The sequence below is a fragment of the Tropicimonas sediminicola genome, assembly GCF_900188335.1.
Classification (GTDB): Bacteria; Pseudomonadota; Alphaproteobacteria; order Rhodobacterales; family Rhodobacteraceae; genus Tropicimonas; species Tropicimonas sediminicola.
This window is the reverse complement of sequence record NZ_FZOY01000001.1, coordinates 390,914-406,222: the sequence shown is the minus strand read 5'-3', so window position 1 is coordinate 406,222 and position 15,309 is coordinate 390,914. Positions and strand designations below refer to the sequence as shown.

The 15,309-nt window shown below is 71.9% G+C and carries 11 protein-coding genes; 2 read left to right on the top strand and 9 right to left on the bottom strand.

Going from position 1 to position 15,309, the window contains the following annotated elements:
* Positions 1 to 4: 4 nt before the first annotated feature.
* The gene (hrpB, locus tag CHB86_RS01900; protein ID WP_089230849.1) at positions 5 to 2,449 is read left to right on the top strand and encodes an ATP-dependent helicase HrpB; all 2,445 of its coding nucleotides are present in this window, start codon (positions 5 to 7) and stop codon (positions 2,447 to 2,449) included.
* 111 nt (positions 2,450 to 2,560) lie between these two features.
* Here the strand turns inward: hrpB and argF are convergent, their stop codons facing one another.
* The 3 genes from argF to CHB86_RS01885 all read right to left on the bottom strand — a co-directional run bounded on the left by argF (position 2,561) and on the right by CHB86_RS01885 (position 5,812).
* Positions 2,561 to 3,487 (bottom strand): ornithine carbamoyltransferase, encoded by a 927-nt coding sequence (gene argF / locus CHB86_RS01895; protein ID WP_089230848.1) that lies wholly within the window; start codon positions 3,485 to 3,487, stop codon positions 2,561 to 2,563.
* Between the two features lie 109 nt (positions 3,488 to 3,596).
* Positions 3,597 to 4,778: an aspartate aminotransferase family protein gene (locus tag CHB86_RS01890; protein ID WP_089230847.1), complete on the bottom strand. Its 1,182-nt coding sequence runs from the start codon at positions 4,776 to 4,778 to the stop codon at positions 3,597 to 3,599.
* Between the two features lie 230 nt (positions 4,779 to 5,008).
* Positions 5,009 to 5,812: an ABC transporter permease gene (locus CHB86_RS01885; RefSeq protein ID WP_245837700.1), complete on the bottom strand. Its 804-nt coding sequence runs from the start codon at positions 5,810 to 5,812 to the stop codon at positions 5,009 to 5,011.
* A 149-nt stretch (positions 5,813 to 5,961) separates the two neighbouring features.
* Between CHB86_RS01885 and CHB86_RS01880 the strand changes: the two genes are divergently transcribed.
* Positions 5,962 to 6,585 (top strand): GcrA family cell cycle regulator, encoded by a 624-nt coding sequence (locus CHB86_RS01880; protein WP_089230845.1) that lies wholly within the window; start codon positions 5,962 to 5,964, stop codon positions 6,583 to 6,585.
* 108 nt (positions 6,586 to 6,693) lie between these two features.
* On the opposite strand, the gene CHB86_RS01875 is transcribed toward CHB86_RS01880, so the two are convergent.
* The 6 genes from CHB86_RS01875 to CHB86_RS01850 all read right to left on the bottom strand — a co-directional run bounded on the left by CHB86_RS01875 (position 6,694) and on the right by CHB86_RS01850 (position 15,302).
* Positions 6,694 to 7,455, bottom strand: a complete 762-nt coding sequence (locus CHB86_RS01875) for an ABC transporter permease (RefSeq protein WP_089230844.1) — start codon at positions 7,453 to 7,455, stop codon at positions 6,694 to 6,696.
* On the bottom strand, positions 7,452 to 8,393 hold the full coding sequence (locus CHB86_RS01870) for an ABC transporter ATP-binding protein (RefSeq protein ID WP_089230843.1): 942 nt from the start codon (positions 8,391 to 8,393) through the stop codon (positions 7,452 to 7,454). Before CHB86_RS01870 ends, CHB86_RS01875 begins: the two co-directional genes overlap by 4 nt.
* 147 nt (positions 8,394 to 8,540) lie before the next feature.
* Positions 8,541 to 10,628, bottom strand: a complete 2,088-nt coding sequence (locus CHB86_RS01865; RefSeq protein ID WP_089230842.1) for a hypothetical protein — start codon at positions 10,626 to 10,628, stop codon at positions 8,541 to 8,543.
* The gene (locus tag CHB86_RS01860; RefSeq protein ID WP_089230841.1) at positions 10,625 to 13,393 is read right to left on the bottom strand and encodes a DUF4159 domain-containing protein; all 2,769 of its coding nucleotides are present in this window, start codon (positions 13,391 to 13,393) and stop codon (positions 10,625 to 10,627) included. Before CHB86_RS01860 ends, CHB86_RS01865 begins: the two co-directional genes overlap by 4 nt.
* On the bottom strand, positions 13,393 to 14,298 hold the full coding sequence (locus CHB86_RS01855) for a DUF58 domain-containing protein (protein WP_089230840.1): 906 nt from the start codon (positions 14,296 to 14,298) through the stop codon (positions 13,393 to 13,395). Before CHB86_RS01855 ends, CHB86_RS01860 begins: the two co-directional genes overlap by 1 nt.
* Complete coding sequence (locus CHB86_RS01850) at positions 14,295 to 15,302, bottom strand: AAA family ATPase (RefSeq protein WP_089230839.1); 1,008 nt, start codon at positions 15,300 to 15,302, stop codon at positions 14,295 to 14,297. The genes CHB86_RS01855 and CHB86_RS01850 overlap by 4 nt, the downstream gene beginning before the upstream one ends.
* Positions 15,303 to 15,309: the final 7 nt, after the last annotated feature.

Below are 15,309 nucleotides of genomic sequence, written 5' to 3'. Positions count from 1 at the left end.
GCCCATGCCCCCTGCCCCACTTCCGATCGACGCCGTCCTGCCAGAGCTGGTGGAAGCGCTGAAACGCGCCGGACATGCCGTTCTGCAGGCGCCGCCGGGGGCCGGCAAGACGACGCGTGTGCCGCTTGCGCTGCTGGAAGCGGGGCTGACGGAGGGCCGGATCCTGATGCTCGAGCCGCGGCGGCTGGCGGCGCGGGCGGCGGCCGAGCGGCTGGCCGAACAGCTGGGCGAGGCCCCCGGGGCGACGGTCGGGTTCCGCATGCGCGGCGAGACGCGGGTCGGGCCGCGCACGCGTATCGAGGTTGTGACCGAGGGCATCCTGACCCGGATGCTGCAGGCCGATCCTGAGCTCTCCGGGGTCGGCGCGGTGCTCTTCGACGAGTTCCACGAACGCTCGCTGAACGCCGATCTCGGGCTGGCGCTCTGCCTCGAGATCCGAGAGGCGCTGCGCGACGATCTGATCCTGCTGCCGATGTCGGCCACGCTCGATGCCGCCCCGGTGGCCGAGCTGATGGGCGGCGCGCCCGTCGTCACCGCCGAGGGCCGCGCCTTTCCGGTCGAGATCCGGCACCTCGAGCGGCCGCTCGACAAGCGCGCGCGGCTGGAACAGGCGGTGGCCGAGCAGGTGCTGGAGGCGCTCGGCCAGACCGGGGGCAGCCTGCTGGTCTTCCTGCCCGGCGAAGGCGAGATCCGGCGCACGGAGGCGCAGCTCGCCCCGCGCCTGCCGGAGGGCGTGGCGCTGCATCCGCTCTTCGGGGCGATGCCGTTCAAGGCCCAGCGTGCGGCGGTCGCGCCGGCCCGCGACGGCCGCAAGGTGGTGCTGGCGACCTCGATCGCCGAGACCTCGCTGACCATCGAGGGGATCACCTGCGTGGTGGACGCCGGCCGGGCCCGGCGGGCGCGGTTCGACCCCGGCTCCGGCATGTCGCGCCTGGTGACGGAACGGGTGACCCGCGCCGAGGCGACCCAGCGGGCCGGCCGCGCCGGGCGGCTTGCGCCGGGCACCTGCTACCGGCTCTGGACAAAGGGCGAGGAGGGCGGGCTCGCGGCCTTCCCCCCCGCCGAGATCGAGGCTGCCGACCTGACGGGGCTGGCGCTCGAACTGGCGCTCTGGGGCAGTACGTCCCTGCCGTTCCTGACCCCGCCGCCGGAGGGCGCGCTGGCCGAGGCGCAAGCGCTGCTCGCGGGCCTCGGCGCGCTGGATGCCGCGGGGCGCATCACCGAACACGGCCGCGCCATGGCCGCCCTGCCGCTGCACCCGCGGCTCGCGCATATGCTGCTGCGCGCCGGCCGCACGGCCGCGCCGCTGGCCGCGGTGCTGGCGGAGCGCGATCCGCTGCGGGGCGCGCCCTGCGACCTGTCGCTGCGGCTGGCCGCGCTGCGCGAGCCCAGGAGCGCCCCGGTGCCGCCGGACCGCGGCGCGCTGGAGCGCATCCGCACCGAAGCCGCGCGCCTCTCCCGGCTGGCGCCGGACACCGACGCCGGGGTCTCGCCGGCCGAGGCCGCCGCCCTCGCCTATCCCGACCGGATCGGCCTGCGCCGCCCCGGCGACGCGCCGCGCTGGCTGCTGTCGGGCGGCAAGGGCGCGGTGATGAACGAGGCCGATCCGCTGGCCGGCCAGCGGCTGATCGTGGCCACCGACCTGGACGGCGACGCGCGCGAGGCGCGGGTCCGCCTCGCCCTGCCGATCACCGAGAGCGAGCTGCGCGGGCTATATGGCGACCAGATCGGCTGGGTCGACGTCGCCGAATGGTCGAAGCGCGAGCGCCGCGTGGTGGCGCGGCAGCAGGAGCGCTTCGGCGCGCTGGTGCTGGCCGACCGGATCTGGCGCGATGCCCCCGCCGAGGCGCTGGCGCAGGCGGCACTGGAGGGGGTCCGCCAGCTCGGCCTGCCGTGGAGCGATGCCGCGCGGCGGCTGCAGGCGCGCGCCCTGCTCTACCGCGCCGAGGGCGGCGAGATCGCGGACCTGTCCGAGGAGGCGCTGCTGGACGAGGCCGAGGACTGGCTGCTGCCCTTTCTCGGCACCGCGCGCAGTGCCGACCAGATCCGCGGCCTCGACCTGACCGAGCCGCTCCGCGCCCGCATCGGCTGGGACGCAATGCAGCGGCTGGACCGGGAGATGCCCGGCGCCTTCACCACGCCGCTCGGGCGCAAGGTGCCGATCGACTACGCGGGCGAGGCGCCGGAGATCGCGCTCCGGGTGCAGGAGATGTTCGGCCAGACCATCCACCCGACGGTCGGACCCCGCCGCCTGCCGCTGCGGGTCACCCTGCTCTCCCCCGCCGGACGCCCGGTGCAGACCACGATGGACCTGCCGGGTTTCTGGGCCAGCTCCTACGCCGACGTGCGCAAGGACATGCGCGCGCGCTACCCTCGGCACCCCTGGCCGGAGGACCCGACGGAGGCCGACCCGACCCTCCGCGCAAAACGCCGCAAACCGGGCGCCTGACCCGGTCTCTCCTGGTGAAAATACCCTCGGGGGGAGCTTCCCGGACCTGTCCGGGAAGCGCGGGGGGCAGACAGCCCCCCGCCACCGAACCGGTCCGCGCCTGCGCCGGGGTCAGACCCCGAGGCACCAGCGCATGATCGCCTTCTGGGCGTGCAGGCGGTTCTCGGCCTCGTCGAAGATCACCGATTGCGGCCCGTCCATCACCGCCGAGGTCGCCTCTTCCTCGCGGTGCGCGGGCAGGCAGTGCATGAAGAGCGCCTGCGGGCCGGCGGCGGCCATCAGGCGTTCGTTCACCTGGTAGGGGCGCAGCTGGTTGTGGCGGCGTTCCTGCGCCGACTTGGAATCGTGCATCGACAGCCAGGTGTCGGTGACCACCAGGTCCGCCCCCTCGACGGCCTTGTGCGGGTCGCGCTCGATCTGCACCGAGACGCCCTGCTCGCGGGCGAAGCCGACGAACTCGGGCTCGGGATCCAGCGTCGGCGGGCCGGTGAAGGTGAAGTCGAAGCCGAACTGGCCGGCGGCGTGCAGAAACGAGGCGCAGACGTTGTTGCCGTCGCCCGACCAGACCACCTTGCGGCCGGCGATCGGGCCGCGGTGCTCCTCGAAGGTCAGGATGTCGGCCATGATCTGGCAGGGATGCGAGCGGTTGGTGAGCCCGTTGATCACCGGCACCGTCGCGGCCTCGGCCAGCTCCAGCAGGGTGGCCTCCTCGAAGGTGCGGATCATGATCATGTCGACGTAGCGCGAGAGCACGCGGGCGGTGTCCTCGATGGTCTCGCCATGGCCGAGCTGCATGTCGCTGCCCGAGAGCACCATCGTCTGGCCGCCGAGCTGGCGCACGCCGACGTCGAAGGACACGCGCGTCCGCGTCGAGGGCTTTTCGAAGATCAGCGCCACCATGTGGTTGGCAAGCGGCAGGTCGGCATCCGGGGTGCCCTTGGGCTGGCCGTTGCGGGCCTCCTTCATGGCGCGGGCGCTGTCGATCATGGCCCGGAGGTCGGCGGGGGCGGTCTTGTGGATGTCGAGGAAGTGGGTCATCGGTCGGTCTTTCTGGGCCGGGAGGCCGGGGGGCTGTCTGCCCCCCGATCGCCCCGGGCTTACCCGGGGCGCCCCCCGAGGATATTTGGAAACAGGAGAAGCAAGCGGCTCAGGCTGCCTTGGCAGCGCGCTGCGCCATGCGGTCGAGACGTGCCAGCGCCTCGGCGATCTCCTCGTCGGAGATGTTGAGGGCCGGCAGCAGCCGGATCGTGTTCTCGGCGGCGGGCACGACGAGGAGCTCCTCGGCATAGCCGGCCTGCACGATCTCGGCGGCGGCGGGGCGGCAGCGGAGGCCGAGCATCAGCCCTTCGCCGCGCACCTCGTCGAAGACGTCGGGATGGGCGGCGACGAGGCCCTCGAGCCCCTGGCGCAGCAGCGCGGCCTTGCGGTTGACCTCGGCCAGGAACGACGGGTCTGCCACGGTGGCGAGCACGGCCAGGGCCACGGCGCAGCCCAGCGGGTTGCCGCCGTAGGTGGAGCCGTGGGTGCCGGCGGTCATGCCGGCCGCGGCGGCCTCGGTGGCCAGCACCGCGCCGATCGGGAAGCCGCCGCCGATCCCCTTGGCGACCATCATGATGTCGGGCGTGACGCCCGCCCATTCATGGGCGAAGAGGCGGCCGGTGCGGGCCACGCCGCATTGCACCTCGTCGAGGATCAGCAGCGCGCCGGCGGCGTCGCAGGCAGCGCGGACCTCGCGCAGGGCGCTGTCGCCAAGGCTGCGGATGCCGCCCTCGCCCTGGATCGGCTCGATCAGCACCGCGCCGACTTCCGGGTCCTCGAGCGCCTTGCGCAGGGCCGGGAGGTCGCCGAACGGCAGGTGGACGAAGCCAGGCAGGACCGGGCCGAAGCCGCCGATCATCTTCTCGGTCCCCGCGGCGGCGATGGCGGCGGAGGAGCGGCCGTGGAAGGCGCCGTCGAAGGTCAGGATCTTGACCCGTTCCGGCTGGCCCTTGGCGTGCCAGTACTTGCGCGCCATCTTGACCGCCAGTTCGCAGGCCTCGGTGCCGGAATTGGTGAAGAAGCACGTGTCGGCGAAGGTCAGCTCCACCAGCCGGTCGGCGAGCGCCTGCTGCCGGTCCACCTGGTAGAGGTTGGAGGTGTGCCAGAGCGCGCCGGCCTGGTCCGTCAGTGCCTGCACCAGGCTCGGGTGGGCATGGCCGAGCGCGTTGACCGCGATGCCCGCGCCGAGGTCGAGAAAGCGTCGCCCGTCGCGCTCGATCAGCCAGCTGCCTTCACCCCTGGTGAAGTTGAGCGGTGCACGGTTGTAGGTCGGCAGGACGGACGGGATCATCGACGGAACCTTTGGTCAGGAGTGCGAAGGAGTGCCAGCGGGCGCGAGATGTGTCAATGCGACAGGGCGCTTGCGGGCTTTTCTCGGGGAAATGACGGCAGAACGGGCGCAGGCGGGCGGCCCGCGGGAGGCGGGGTCAGCGGCGACGTCGGATGCGTCGGAGCAGGGGCCGGGTCTGTGTCATGCGCGGCGTCTAGCGCAGAACGCGCCGCCGCACCAGAGGTTTCCGGTCAGGGCTTGAGGCGGTAGCCGCGGCGCACCCAGTGCCAGCACCAGACGATGATGATCGCCGTGACCGTGGAAAGGATCGCGAGGCCGAGCAGCGGCGAGCGGTCGGAGATGCCGAGCACGCCGTAGCGCACGCCGTCGATCAGGTAGAAGATCGGGTTCCAGTGCAGCAGGTGCGCCATCACCGGCGGCACGGCCTCGACCGAGTAGAAGGTGCCGGAGAGGAAGGAGAGCGGCGTGATGACGAAATTGGAGATCGCCGCGACCTGGTCGAACTTGTTGGCGAAGATCGCCGCCAGCAGGCCGAGCCCGGCCATCAGCGCCGCGCCGAGCGTGATGAAGAGCAGCGCCAGCAGCGGCGATTGCACGGTGATGCCGAGCACCGGCATCATCACCAGCCCGATCGGCAGCGCCACGAAGAGCCCCCGCCCGACCCCGCCGGCGATGTAGCCGGCGACGATCTCGCCGGCCGAGAGCGGCGGCATCAGCGTGTCGACGATGTTGCCCTGCACCTTGGAGACCAGCAGCGAAGAGGAGGTATTGGCGAAGGCGTTCTGGATCACCGTCATGGTCAGGATGCCCGGCGCGATGAAATGCAGGTAGCTGAAGCCCATCACCTCGCCCCGGCCGGGCCCGATGGCGATCGAGAAGATCGCGAGGAACAGGCCGGCGGTGACCAGCGGCGCCATGATCGTCTGCATCCAGATGCTGAGGAATCGCTGCATCTCGCGCCGCGCGAGCGTTTTCATGCCCAGCCAGTTGATGCGCCCGAAGCGGCGCATGCCCATTGCCGATGGTTCGTTCATGGACCTGGTCCTCCTGCCTTTGGCCGCCTCTTGCCGGGGGTCGCTTGTAACCCCACGGCCCGCGTCTTAATATAGGGACGAGATGAACGTAAGGGCGGCGCCGTGGAGTTTCCGCGGGGGCGCTTTTTTCCATTGGAGATGGCTGGCAGATGTCCTGGACCGAAGAGCGCGTCGAGACCCTCAAGAAGATGTGGAGCGAAGGCCAGAGCGCCAGCCAGATCGCCAAGGAGCTTGGCGGTGTGACCCGCAACGCCGTGATCGGCAAGGTGCACCGGCTCGGCCTGTCGAACCGCAACGGCGGTGGCGGCACGGCCGAAAAGGCGAAGCCCGCCGAGGTGGAAGTGCCCGAGAAACCCGCCGTGAAGGCCGAGGCGCCGCGTCCGAAGCCGGTGCGCGAGGCGCCGGTGGCGGCCGAGCCCGTCGAGGAGGTGAAGGCCGAGCCGGTGGCCGAGGCAGAGCCCGAGCCGGTCGAGGCGCCGGTTTCCCCGGCCCGCCGCCAGATCATTCCCGCCGGCCAGCCGCTGCCGCCGCAGCCCTCGGCCAACGAGATCAGCCCCGAGGCGCTGGCCTCGGTGCGCGAGGTCGAGAAAAAGGCGCGCCGGCTGACGCTGATGGAGCTGACCGAGCGGACCTGCAAATGGCCGATCGGCGACCCGGCGACCGAGGATTTCTGGTTCTGCGGCCTGCCGGTGCAGGCGGGCAAGCCCTATTGCGAGGCGCATGTGGGCGTGGCGTTCCAGCCGATGTCCTCGCGCCGCGACCGGCGCCGCTGACACGATCCTGAATCTGGACATTCGAGGGGCGCCCATTGGGGCGCCCCTTTTTCGTTCTGCGCCGGGCGCCTTTTTCGGGCTTCCGCTGGCGCGGCCCGCGTGCCGGGATCAGGGTTTGATCCGCCAGCCGGTGCGGAAGATGGTCCAGATCACCGCCAGGCAGGCGGCGAGGAACACGGTGATCGCGGCAATCGAGAGGCCCACCGGCACGTCGGCGACGCCGAAGAAGGTCCAGCGGAAGCCCGAGATCAGGTAGAGCACCGGGTTGAAATAGGTGACCGTCTGCCAGCCCGGCGGCAGCATCGAGACCGAGTAGAAGGCGCCGCCGAGGAACACCAGAGGCGTGATCACCAGGAGCGGGATCAGCTGCAGCTGTTCGAAGTTCTTGGCCCAGATGCCAATGATGAATCCCATGAGCGCGAAGCTGACGGCGGTGAGCAGAAGGAAGATCACCATCCAGACCGGGTGCGCGATGTGCAGGTCGACGAAGAAGGTCGAGGTGATCAGGATGATGACCGCGATCATCAGCGCCTTGGACGCCGCCGCGCCGACATAGCCGATGACGATCTCGATGAAGGAGAGCGGCGCCGAGAGCAGCTCGAAGATGGTGCCGATGAACTTGGGGAAATAGATCCCGAAGGAGGCGTTGGTGACCGATTGCTGCAGCAGGGTCAGCATCACCAGCCCCGGCACGATGAAGGCGCCGTAGTCGACCCCTTCAACGGTGTCGATCCGCGCGCCGATGGCGGCGCCGAAGACGACGAAGTAGAGCACGGTGGACAGAACCGGCGAGACGATGGACTGCGCGATCGTCCGGAAGGTGCGGTTCATCTCGTAGCGGTAGATGGCAGCGACGGCGTTCCAGTTCATGCCCGTTCCTCCTCCCGCCCTTCGCGGACCAGTTGCAGGAAGACCTCCTCCAGCGAGCTCTGCCGGGTGGAGAGGTCGCGCAGGCTGAGACCGGCGGAGGCGATGTCGCCCAGCAGCCGGGTCATGCCGGTGCGCTCGGCATGGGAATCGAAGGCGTAGCTCAGGTGCATCCGGTCCTCGGAGAGGGTGAGGTTGTGGTCGGCCAGCGCGGCCGGGATGGCGTCGAGCGGCTCGCCGAGTTCCAGCCGAAGTTCCTTGCGGCCGAGCTGGTGCAGCAGGCGCGCCTTTTCCTCCACCAGCAGCAGGCGGCCGCGGTCGATCACCCCGATCCGGTCGGCCATTTCCTCGGCCTCCTCGATGTAATGGGTGGTCAGGATGATGGTGACGCCGCTGGCGCGCAGCTCGCGCACCAGGTCCCACATCTCGCGGCGCAGGGTGACGTCGACGCCGGCGGTCGGCTCGTCGAGGAACAGCACGCGGGGTTCGTGGCTGAGCGCCTTGGCGATCATCACCCGGCGCTTCATGCCGCCCGAGAGCTGCTGGTTGCGGTTGTTGCGCTTGTCCCAGAGGGTCAGCGCGCGCAGCACCTTCTCGATATGCGCCTCGTCGCGGGACTTGCCGAAGAGGCCACGCGAGAATCGCACGGTGTTGATAACCTTCTCGAAGGGTTCGAGGGCGATCTCCTGCGGCACCAGGCCGATGAGGCTGCGGGCGGCGCGGTACTCGTGCAGGATGTCGTGGCCGCCGACGGTGACGCTGCCGCGCGTGGGGCTCACGAGGCCGCAGATCGTGGAGATCAGCGTGGTCTTGCCGGCCCCGTTCGGGCCGAGCAGGGCGAGGATCTCGCCCTCCTCGATGTCGAGGCTGACGCCCTTCAGCGCCTCGAACCCGCCCTCGTAGGTCTTGGACAGGTCGGTGATGGAAATGATGGGAGCCAAGGGCCCTGCCTCCTTGTCGCGCAGCCCCCTATGTAGTCCTGTCCGGCGGCCGCGCCAAGCCGCCCGACGCGCGGGAAGCCGGGCGGCGGCGCACAGGTCATGTGCCCCGGGCGCGAGTTGTTCCGGGCGGCGCGCCGCCCGACCGCGTCAGCGGCGGCCCTCGCGGAGCCAGGCGCCGAGGGTCAGGCCGATGGCCATCAGCAGGAACAGAAGCGGTGCGACCAGCGGGATCACGGTGACATCGGCGGTGCGGTAGGCCTCGCGCGGGGTGATGCCGATCCAGCCGCGGCCGGCGGCGCTGCGGCCCTCGCGGACCTGGCGGATGGCGGGCAGGCCCTCCTCGATCCGCAGGGTGCCGCCGCGATGGGCGTCGACCGCATCGGCCAGCGGCGCGCCGGAGGCGATGGTCTCCTCGAATTCGCGCGGGGCCGCCGGGCCGAGAGCGACGACGCCGCTCAGCTCGTCCTGCGCCAGCCGGTAGAGGCCGGTCTCGGGCCCGGTGAACTGGCCCATGAAGAGGCCGGGGCTGGCTTCCCGAAGCTCCACGAGGCGGGAGGAGCCGTCGGGGGCGGTGACCTCGACCGGGCCGGGCGCCTCGCCCAGCGTGCGGCGGGTCAGCGTGACGTCGAGCCCCTCGGCGCTGGCGGTCAGCGCCTCTTCTTCCAGCTCGGGCTCCTTCATCATCCAGTGGGCCAGCCGGCGCAGCAGTTCGAGCTGCGGGCCGCCCCCCTCGAAGCCGCGCGACCAGAGCCAGGCGTGATCGGAGGCGAGCAGGGCCACCCGGCCCTCGCCGACCCGGTCGAGGATCAGCAGCGGGCGGTCGTCGGGGCCGCTCATCACGGTCTGGCCGCTCTCGGGCAGCAGGTCGACAAGCCGGAACCAGCGGCCCCAGCCGGGGCCTTCGGCGCCGTCCTCGGGCGGCGGGGCGAGCGCCTCGAGCCCTTCGGTGACGGGGTGCTTGTGGCCGGTGTCGGTGATCTGCGGGCGGTAGCCCTGTTCGAGCACGCGGGCGGAGGGCGCGGCGGGCAGCGCCTCGGCGAGCGGCGAGCGGTAGATGCTCTCCGCCCCGGCGAAATCGGGACCCGCGGCGACCAGCACGGCGCCGCCGCGCTCGACATAGGAGACGACGTTCTCGAGGTAGATCATCGGCAGGATGCCGCGGCGCTTGTAGCGGTCGAAGATGATCAGGTCGAACTCGTCGACCTTTTCGAGAAACAGCTCGCGGGTCGGGAAGGCGATGAGCGAGAGCTCGGTCACCGGCACGCCATCCTGCTTCTCGGGCGGGCGCAGGATGGTAAAGTGGACGAGATCGACCGAGCTGTCGGATTTCAGCAGGTTGCGCCAGGTGCGCTCGCCGGCATGGGGCTCGCCGGAGACCAGCAGCACCCGCAGGCGGTCGCGCACGCCGTTGATCTGCACCACGGCAGCGTTGTTGCGCTCGGTCAGCTCGCCCTCGGTGGCGGCGACCTCGATCTGCACCACGTTCATGCCGCCGTGGGGCAGTGTCAGCGGCAGTTCGAGATCCTGGCCCACCGGCACGGTGAAGGGCATCGGCTCGCCGCCGTCGATGGCGATGGCGAGCTGGGCAAGACCGGACTGGGCGACCTCTTCGGGCACCGCGCCGCTGTCCTCGATCCGCAGGGTGAGCGTGAGCTGTTCGCCGACGATGGCGAAGGAGGGCGCGTTGCGGACCATCAGCCGGCGGTCCCAGTCGGTGTCGTGGCCGGTCAGCAGCAGGTGCAGCGGCGCCGGCAGGTCGGGTGCGCGCTCGACGTCGTGGACCTGGCCGTCGCTCACCAGGATCGCGCCGGCGATGCGGCCGCGTGGCTCCTCGGCCAGCAGCTCGGAGAGCGCGGTCATCGCCAGCGAACCGGCGTTGTCGGCGCCGTCGCGCAGGGTGACGGTGCGCAGCTCGGTGTCGGGCAGGGCCGCGACGGCGGCGGTGATGCGCTCCACGGCGGCGTCGGTCTGCTCGGCACGGTCGGCGATCTGCTGGCTGGCGGTGCGGTCGACCACCAGCAGCACGATGTCGGTGAGCGGCGCGCGGTCCTCGACCTGGAAGGACGGGTTGGCGATGGCGACAAGCAGCGCCGCGGCGGCGAGCGCCCGGAGCCACCAGCCGCGCAGGCCGCGCCAGAGGCCGAGCGCCACGAAGGCGAGCGACAACGCGCAGGCGGCCCAGACGGCGGGCCAGGGCAGGAGCGGGTCGAAGAGGATGTCGGATGCGCCGTTCATTGGCCGAGCCTGTCGAGCAGTGCGGGCACGTGGACCTGGTCGGATTTGTAGTTGCCGGTCAGCACATGCATCACGAGGTTGACGCCGAAGCGCAGGGCAAGCTCGCGCTGCCGCTCACCGGCGAAGCCGCGGCCCACCGGGTAGAGCGGCATGCCCGAGGCGTCCACAGCCCAGGCAGAGGCCCAGTCGTTGCCGCCGATCACCACCGGGGTCACGCCGTCGTTGAGGTTGCGGAAGGGCATGCCCTCGACCTTCTCGGCGTCGGCCGGCGCCGCCTCGACCCAGACATCGCGGGAGGTGTAGCGGCCTGGGAAGTCCTGCAGCAGGTAGAAGGTGCGGGTGAGCACGTGGTCCTGCGGCAGCGGCTCCAGCGGCGGAATGTCGAGCGGGCCGGCGAGCTGCTGCAGCTTGCGCCCGGTGGGCGTGGCCGAGCCGAAGCCGCCGATGTCGCCGTCGCGGGTGTCGAACAGGATCATGCCGCCCGAGCGCAGGTAGCGGTTGAGCCGGGAATAGGCCTCGGCGGAGGGGATCGGCTGGCCCTCGGTCACCGGCCAGTAGAGGAACGGGTAGAAGGCGAGCTCGTCGGTCTCGAGATTGACCGCCATCGGCTGCGCGGGCTCGACCGAGGTGCGGGTGTAGAGCGCCTCTCCGAGCCCGGTGAGCCCGGCCTGCGCGAGGCGGTCGATACTTTGGTCGCCGGTCACCACGTGGGCGAGCACGACCTCGGTGGTGGCCAGCAGGGCGCGGGCCTCGTCGGCCTCCTGCGCGCTGGCCGGGGGCGCGGGGGCCATGAGCGCCAGCGCCAGCAGCGCGACCGCTCCGCCCTGCCCGCCGCGCAACCGTCCGGACAGCCAGAGCGAGGCGACGAGGTCGGCCGCGAGCAGGAGCAGCGCCAGCGCCAGGACCGGGCCGGCAAGGCGGGTCTCGCGGGCGATGGCGAGCCCCTCGACCGGGATGCGGGCCGGCCATGCGGCGGGTTCGAGCACATCGTCGGCGGCGAGCACGTTGAGCGCGATGCGGCGGTCGCCGCCGGTGTAGAGGCCGGGCGGCATGTCGGGGCCGAAGGCGCGGGAGGCGAGGCGTTCGCCGGGCACGCCGGGCAGCGTCTCGGCCGGTTGCAGCTCGCCGAAGCCGTCGAGCACCGCGTCGGCGGTCCAGGTAGTGCCGGCGAGATCCTCGGCCGAGGGGCTGGCCGGGCGGGTGGAGACGGCGAGACGTTCGAGCATCTGCACGAAGAGGCCGGAGAGCGGCAGGGTCGACCACTCGGCATTGGCGGTGACGTGGAACAGCACCACCTGCCCCGCTCCGATCCCGCGGCGGGTGACCAGCGGCGTGCCGTCGGCCAGCGCGGCGATCACCCGCTCGCCGAGTTCCGGGTCCGGCTGGGCCATGACCTGCGATTGCACGGTGACCTCCTGCGGCACCTCCAGCCCGTAGAAGGGCGAGCCCTCGGCGAAGGGGCGCAGGGCGCGTGGCTCGCCCCAGCTCATCGCGCCGCCGACGCTGCGTCCGCCTTCGCGCAGGCGCACCGGCATCAGCGGGTCGAGCTCGGTACGGCTGACCTCGGAGGATGCGAGCCGCGGGCCGGCGAAGCGCACCAGCAGGCCGCCCTCCTCGACCCATTCGGTCAGCGCCGCCTGCTCGGCCGGAGCGAGCTGGGCGACATCGGCGAGAATGATGGCGTCGGGATTGGCCGGCAGAATGTCGGTCAGCCCGCCGTGCAGCAGCTCGGCGGTGGGGGCCAGCGCCTGTTCGAGGTAGTGCAACGGCGAGAGCAGCTCCAGCCCCTCGCGGTCGTCACGTCCGGCGATCAGCGCAACCTCGCGGCGGCGCAGGCTGTCGTCGGTGAGGCTGACGGCGGCGGCGGAGCGATGGCCGGCGATTTCGAACCGGGTCACCCGGTTGCGCAGTTCGTGCGGCAGCGCCAGCGCGGTCTCGGCACCGGCCGCGCCGGCCTCGAAGGTCAGCGTGGCGGCGGCAAGCGCGCGCTCGGTGCCGGCGGGGTCGAGGCCGATGGCGGAGACGGCGACTTCCGCCTCGCTGGCGGTGATCGCGCGCAGGCCCGAGAGCTTCACCTCGCCGTCCTCGTAGAGCACCGGGGCGAGGCCGAGCGCCGGGCGGCCGCCCTCGATCACCCGGACGTCGCCGCGCGCCTCCAGCGCCTCCAGCAGCGGAGCGCGGCTGGCGCGGGCCAGCCCGTCGGAGAGCCAGACGGTGTCGAACCGCGCGTCGCCGAGCCCCGCGAGCCAGGCTTCCTGCGCCTCGGGGTCGGGCTCCCAGGGCTGCGGCGCGAGGCCGGCGATGCGGCTGACCCAGCGGTCGGCGGAGAGGAACTCGGGCGGGCCGGGCGGCAGGTCGGTCAGCTGCACCAGCGCCACCGGACGGCCGGAGCGCCCGGCCTCCTCGATGAGCGCGGCGAGCCGGTCCTGCCGGCGCGACCAGTCCGGTGCGTCGGCCCAGGTGGCGTCGACCACCGCGAGCAGCGGGCCGCTGCCCGTCTCCTCGACCTGCGGGTTCAGAACCGGGCCGGCGAAGCCGACGATCACCGCGGCGGCGGCCAGCATCCGGAGCAGCAGCAGCCACCAGGGCGTGCGGTCGGTCTGGGTCTCGTCGTCGGTCAGGCCGAGCAACAGCGCCACGCCGGGAAAGCGGCGGCGGATCGGCGCCGGCGGCACCGCCCGCAGGATGATCCAGAGGATCGGCAGCGCGATCAGCCCCAGCAGCAGCAGGGGCGCGGTGAAACCTATGGGGCCGAGCATCCACATCAGCGGGAGCGCTCCAGGGCAGCGTAGAGCCAGAGCAGCGCCGATTGCGCGCTGTCTCCGGTGTGATGGCAATCGTAGAGCCAGCCGGAGACGCGGGCCAGATGTTCCAGCCGGTCCTTGCGCTCGGCGAGGCGCTGCAGGTAGCGCTCCTTCAGCTCGCCGGCCTTCAGGGTTTCGTGGCTGAGGGTGCCGCCCATGCTCTCGAAGATGGTGCGGCCGTCAAACGGGAACGTCTCCTCGACCGGATCGAGGATCTGGAAGAGCGCGCCGCGCACGCCGCGGTCGGCGGCCTTGGCGAGCGCGGCCTCGACGCCGGCGATATCACCCATGAAATCGGAGAGAAAGACCGCGCGGGCATGGGCCGGAAGGCCCGGCGTCTCGGGCGTGCCGTAATCCTCTTCCGACAGCTCGCCGGTCAGCGCCTCGGCGAGCCGCACGAGCTGAAGCTGTCCGCCGCGCGGCGGCGCGCCGGTGTTGGCCAGCCCGACCCGCTCGCCCGCGCGCACCAGCAGCACCGAGAGCGCCAGCGCCAGCAGCCGGGCGCGGTCGGACTTGGCGGCGCGGTTGCGGTCGCCGGAGAAGCCCATGGAGCGCGAGCCGTCGACCCAGATCACCACGCTCTGCGCGGCCTGCCATTCCTTCTGGCGGATGAAATGCACGTCCGACCGGGCCGAGCGGCGCCAGTCGATCTCGCGGGCCTCGTCGCCTTGGGCGATCGGGCGGTATTGCCAGAACTCGTCTCCCATGCCCGAGCGCCGCCGGCCATGCGAGCCGAGCAGCACCGTGGAGGCGAGGTGTTCGGCCTGCGCCAGCAGCGGCGGCAGCGCGGAGGCGAGCCCCTCGGCCCGGGTCCGAAGCTGCGGGCCGGCCTGCGCGGACTGGGTTGCGGCGGGAGGCTGGCTCACGCCGCGGCCTCGCTCCGGCCCACCTGTGCCGCCACTTCATGGATCAGGTCGCCGAGGTTCTCGCCGCGGGCGCGGGCGGCGAAGGTCAGCGCCATGCGGTGCAGCAGCACCGGCTCGGCCATCTGCACCACGTCCTCGGTCGAGGGCGCCAGGCGACCGTCGAGCAGGGCGCGGGCGCGCACCGTGAGCATCAGCGCCTGCGCGGCGCGCGGCCCCGGACCCCAGCTCACGTTCCGCGCGACGGCCTCGGGCACGCCCGGCTCGCCGGGGCGGAAGGCGCGCACGAGGTCGAGGATCAGCTCCACCACCTTCTCGCCGACCGGCATCCGCCGCAGCACGACCTGCGCGGCCAGAAGCTCCTCGGGGGTAAAGACGGCGTGGGCCTTGTCCTCCTCGATGCCGGTGGTGGCGAGCAGGATGTCATGCTCGGTCTTGCGGTCCGGGTAAGGCACGTCGATCTGCACCAGGAAGCGGTCGAGCTGGGCCTCGGGCAGCGGATAGGTGCCTTCCTGCTCGATCGGGTTCTGGGTCGCCAGAACGTGGAACGGGCTGCCGAGCGGACGATGTTCGCCGGCGATGGTGACTTCCTTTTCCTGCATCGCCTGCAGCAGCGCCGACTGCGTCCGGGGGCTGGCGCGGTTGATCTCGTCGGCCATCAGGAGCTGGCAGAAGATCGGCCCCTCGATGAAGCGGAAGTCGCGCCGGCCGCTCTCGCCGGTCTCGAGCACCTCGGAGCCGAGGATGTCGGCGGGCATGAGGTCGGGCGTGAACTGGATCCGGTTGGTGCCGAGTCCCATAACCGTGCCGAGCGTGTCGACCAGCCGGGTCTTGCCGAGGCCGGGCAGACCGATCAGCAGGCCGTGCCCGCCGCAGAGCAGCGCCGACAGCACCAGGTCCACCACCCGTTCCTGCCCGATGAACCGCCGGGTGATCGAGGCGCGGGCCTCGGCCAGCTTCTGCCCGAGGGCTTCGATTTCGGCGACGAGTTCGTTAGGATCGGACATGACGGGA